This is a genomic window from Bacillus sp. GMa5/1 (genome assembly GCF_050172015.1).
Lineage (GTDB): Bacteria > Bacillota > Bacilli > Bacillales > Bacillaceae_G > Bacillus_A > Bacillus_A cereus.
Genome location: NZ_JBNLYC010000256.1, coordinates 1 through 4,644, shown reverse-complemented (window position 1 = coordinate 4,644; position 4,644 = coordinate 1). Strand labels below are relative to the sequence as shown.

Genomic DNA, 4,644 nt, shown 5'->3' with positions numbered 1-4,644 from the left:
CGTATAAATAATATTTACCTGGCTTTGCATTATAAGTTCCTTTAACTACATTGCCTTCATTTTCACCATATGCTACATAGTTATTTAAATCTGATTCATGATGAAGTACCCATGTCATTCCAATATTTTGTTCATTTAGTAGAGAAATATTAATATTTTCCGGCGAATCAATTTGGAAAGTAAATACATCTACTCTATCACTATTATGTAGCGTTCCTTTCACCGGTGTATGAAAGTTAACTTTATTTGCCTGTCTAGGCTCATTATTTGGTTCATTTTCTGTTACTTGTAATTCATTCCCACCGTTTGGTTTTCTTTGTTCATAGCCTAAGTTTGCTAGTATAGACTTCAAATCTGGTAAAACACCAATTTTATCTGCATATGGATCTTTAGATTTTGTTCCTGTGCTCTGGTTACTTAATATTGCTCTTAGTTCACTAGGTCTATATGGTTGTCCTAAATTTTCTTTAGCAATGCTTTGTACTAAAGTCGCTGCCCCAGCAATAATTGGCGAAGCACTAGATGTTCCGCTAAAGCTTGAAGTATAAAGATTTACAGCACTTCTACTTTGCTCGGCTGTAGTTGTATCTACATTTTCTCCCCATCCGTACACATCAATACGGCTTCCATAATTCGAAAACCACATACGTTCATGAGGGAAAGATGAAGAGCCAGCTCCTACCATAATTGCACCCGAATCTTTAAAATCTTTACTATTACGATTTAAGACTTGCTTACCTTTTCTATCTTTGAACTGGTCTAAATCATTCCACCCATTTGCTCCGGCCTCTATAATTACAATCCCTTTATCTGTACCAGCACGAATTGCATCAAAGATATCTGGTTGTACTTCAACAGGTAAATATTTATCACCATATCCATCGAAAGATGCTTGTGCCTCTAACAATAAAACATCCCCAGCTTCTAACTGATTTACAGCGCTTAATATTGCATCAGCCGTATTATACTGTCCATTTTCTCTTATTTGAGAGATAACCTTTGCTTTCGCTTTTGGCGCAATCCCAATATTCCCAACTTCATTGTCCTCAGAGGATACAATTCCTAGTACAGACGTCCCATGACCGACATGCTGATCTATATTTCTTCCAGACATTAACTCAATTTTTTGATGTAATAAATCCTCATGATTTAATAACCATCCGTATTCCATATCAACAAAAGTGATACCATTTCCATTACCGCCTTGAATTCCCCAGGCGAAAGGCGCATTAATACCGTATGGGGCCGCTTCAAGATAACCTTGTTTTCTAAATCTAGGATTGTTACTAGGATTAAGAGCTACACTTGATGATTGCACTTCAGGTGGCATTATTTTCTCTTGTTTCTTCATATACGCATCTTCTATTAAAGACGATGCCTTTAACTTATCTACTATTTCTTCTTCATACCCACTATTTTGATTTTGAAGAATATAGTAGTTTAATAAACTTGTAGATACATGATTAGGTGCTTTCACTTCAAGGTTTTGTATTTGTTCCGGGCTTACAGATGTGAATAAACGAGTAAATGTTGCATCTGGATATTCTGTCAAAAGATCTTTTATTACTTTATCATTCGTTTGAGATTGTATTTGTTTTTCAATACCATCTTCATATGGCAAATCCAAATCCGCTTTAAATTTCACAATAATTTGCTTATCTGTTTCTTGTTCTATCCCTGATTTAATCTGCTGTTCTATAGAATCAGCATGTACACTATTAATAGTACCCCCTGTTCCTAAAAGTGTTGTAATGATTACAGTTGACGCACACATTTTTTGAAATATTTCCATTGCATTAATCCTCCTATTAATAATTAATCATTATATTAATCTATAATGATTTCATTTCTATAACGTATTCCCTTTGTACTAAATAGATTATAGTAATCAGAAATATGAACTTCAATGTATTTTCATATGCAATATTTCATATTCGGACTCTACACTACACGAATATGAAACTTATAGTGATTATTTATTTTATATGTGCTAATATACTTACATTAATATATTACGCATATATACATTTCAAACTACATTACTTAATAGTTTCACCTTAATTTTTTCTTAGGAGGATTTACAATGAAATTACTAAAACTAAAACATATAATCCCTTTATCTGCAGCTGCAATTACATTCGTATGTAGTCAAAGCACAGCTGAAGCTTCTACCATTCATACAGTAAAAAAGAACGATACACTTTGGGGCATTAGTAAACAATACGGAGTTTCAATACAATCCATTAAACAGGCTAATAATAAAGGAAACGATCAAACCTTTATTGGCGAACAGTTACATATTCCAGGGTCCGTGAAATCAAATGAAATCACTGTTCCTCAAAACGCCAAGCCTGCGAACATTTCTGGACAAATTATTTATCAAGTACAACCGGGAGATTCATTAGAAACGATAGCAAGGCGTTACAATGTCACTGTCCAATCTATAAAACAAATTAACAATACAGTCGGAAACAAGCTTTATACAGGACAACATTTAAAAATCAACTCAAGCATTTCACAAAAAGAAAAAGACTTAATGGCACGCTTAGTTACCGCCGAAGCAGGTGGCGAATCCTATAAAGGAAAAGTAGCAGTAGCGAAAGTTATACTAAATCGTGTAAATGCAAAAGGTTTTCCAAATACAATAACAGGCGTTATTTATGAACCTATTAAATACGGATATGCATTTACTCCTGTTACAGATGGAAGAATTAATCAGCCTGCAAGCGCAGAAGCAAAAATGGCTGTAGAAGAGGCTATCTCCACAAATGGAGTACATTCTGACTGGCTTTATTTCTACAATCCAAAAACATCAACAGACAAGTGGATTACGACACGTCAGACAGTAGCAGTAATTGGTAATCATGTGTTTGCTAAATAAGATTTAAAATCATTAACAGACCTCTTCACTTAAAAGGTCTGTTTTTTTTCTATGTAAGATGTTATTAATCATATGACATAGTTATTTTTTAAACTATTTCTTCTTTCAAATAAAAATTTTTGTATTTACTCCGCCACTCGTAGAAATTAATAAAGCATCAAGTTCAAAAACTCCCACTTTATTAATAAAAGCTATTTCTTAACTTCATAAAATTGTTATACACTAGAAAAATAAAAAACAAACTATCCGTTAGCAGGTGGAAGAATATGTATGATGTTACAATTATCGGCGCTGGAGTAAGTAGCATTTTTATGGCTTATTCACTAGCTAAAAGTAACAAAAAAGTTTTAATTCTTGATAAAGGTAAAGCGCTAGAAGATCGCCATTGTCCTTTAGACGAAGGAAAAGTGTGTAATTGTACTACATGTGATAAATATTTCGGGTTTGGTGGTTTAGGAAAATCTGAAGGGAAATTTAATTATACAAACGGATTTGGCGGAGAACTTGAGAAAAAAGTCGGTAAAGAGGGTTTTATACAACTCATGGCTGAAGTAGATGAAATTCTATGTCAGTTTGGTGGAAGTTCGGTTTCAAAATATTCTACTGAAAATTCAAGTCTCACTAAGAGAGCTGAAGCGTGTGGTTTACAAATGCTAACAACAGAAGTAAGACATCTTGGTACTACACTTTCCAGTAACATTTTTCAGCAGCTCTATGAATTTTTACTGACGAAAATAAAGATCCAATTTCATATAGATGTACAACATATTCTGAAACAGGAAGATCATTTTACAATAGAGACAAATCAAGGAACAGTTCAAACTAAGCAACTTGTATTTGCAACTGGGCGCTCTGGGGCCGATTGGTTAAAAGAAATATGCAGTTCCCTAAATATTTCTCAGGAGCAAACACGTGTAGATTTAGGAATTAGAGTAGAAATGAAAGAACATCAATTACGTTCTATATTAAAAGATACTTTTGAAACAAAACTTTCTTATCAAGGTGAGCATTTCACAGCAACTACTTACTGTATGAATCCACAAGGCCGCATCATTCGAAAGTACGAAGAAGGTTTAGTTATGCCTGACGGTCAAAATTTTCGGGAACAAGGAACTGGCACTTCTAACTTAAATTTCACTTTATTTATTCCTCGCTATTTTCCAACTCTCAAAGAAGCAAATGCATACGCAAGTTCAATTATTGAAGGCATTAACCAAGGACGAGATCGGATTGTTATACAGCGCTTAGAGGACTTACTAAAGAAACAACCTACGGTGGAAAACAGCATGGAGCATAATCGTATACAGCCTACACTACAGGGGGATTATGGAGATTTGAATCAAGAAATTCCTCAATTATATATTGAAGGGCTAAAAGAATTTTTATTACGCTTAGAACAATTTATACAGGAGCCTATCGATCAACATACTTTACTATATGGAATTGATGGAAAGTTCTATGCCCCTACGATAAAAATTAATAATCATTTTGAAACTAGTATACATGGGCTATTTTTAATTGGAGATTGTTCAGGCGTTACGCATTCATTATCTCAAGCAGCTGCAAGTGGTCTGTATGTTGGAAAGTACTTATCTGACATTTAATTTCTATCATTAAAATATCAGTCAAATATTTTCAATTTCAAAACACTTTACTTATATATAGTAAAAGTATATTAATAAGACCCCTATCCTTCCCTGCTAATGATTAACCGACAAAAAATCGGGATTTTACAAAATACATATGTAATATAACTGTATATT

3 protein-coding genes are annotated in these 4,644 nt (G+C 33.6%); 2 read left to right on the top strand and 1 reads right to left on the bottom strand.

The genetic code is table 11. The features are described 5' to 3' along the window. Positions 1 to 1,792: S8 family peptidase (locus tag ACQGSG_RS26775; RefSeq protein ID WP_426948444.1), on the bottom strand; the 1,792-nt coding region annotated here is incomplete at its 3' end. A 291-nt stretch (positions 1,793 to 2,083) separates the two neighbouring features. Here ACQGSG_RS26775 and ACQGSG_RS26770 point away from each other — a divergent pair. Then, positions 2,084 to 2,881, top strand: coding sequence for a cell wall hydrolase (locus ACQGSG_RS26770; RefSeq protein ID WP_000771174.1), 798 nt, complete (start codon positions 2,084 to 2,086; stop codon positions 2,879 to 2,881). Between the two features lie 266 nt (positions 2,882 to 3,147). Next, positions 3,148 to 4,485: an NAD(P)/FAD-dependent oxidoreductase gene (locus tag ACQGSG_RS26765; protein WP_098330807.1), complete on the top strand. Its 1,338-nt coding sequence runs from the start codon at positions 3,148 to 3,150 to the stop codon at positions 4,483 to 4,485. Positions 4,486 to 4,644 lie beyond the last annotated feature (159 nt).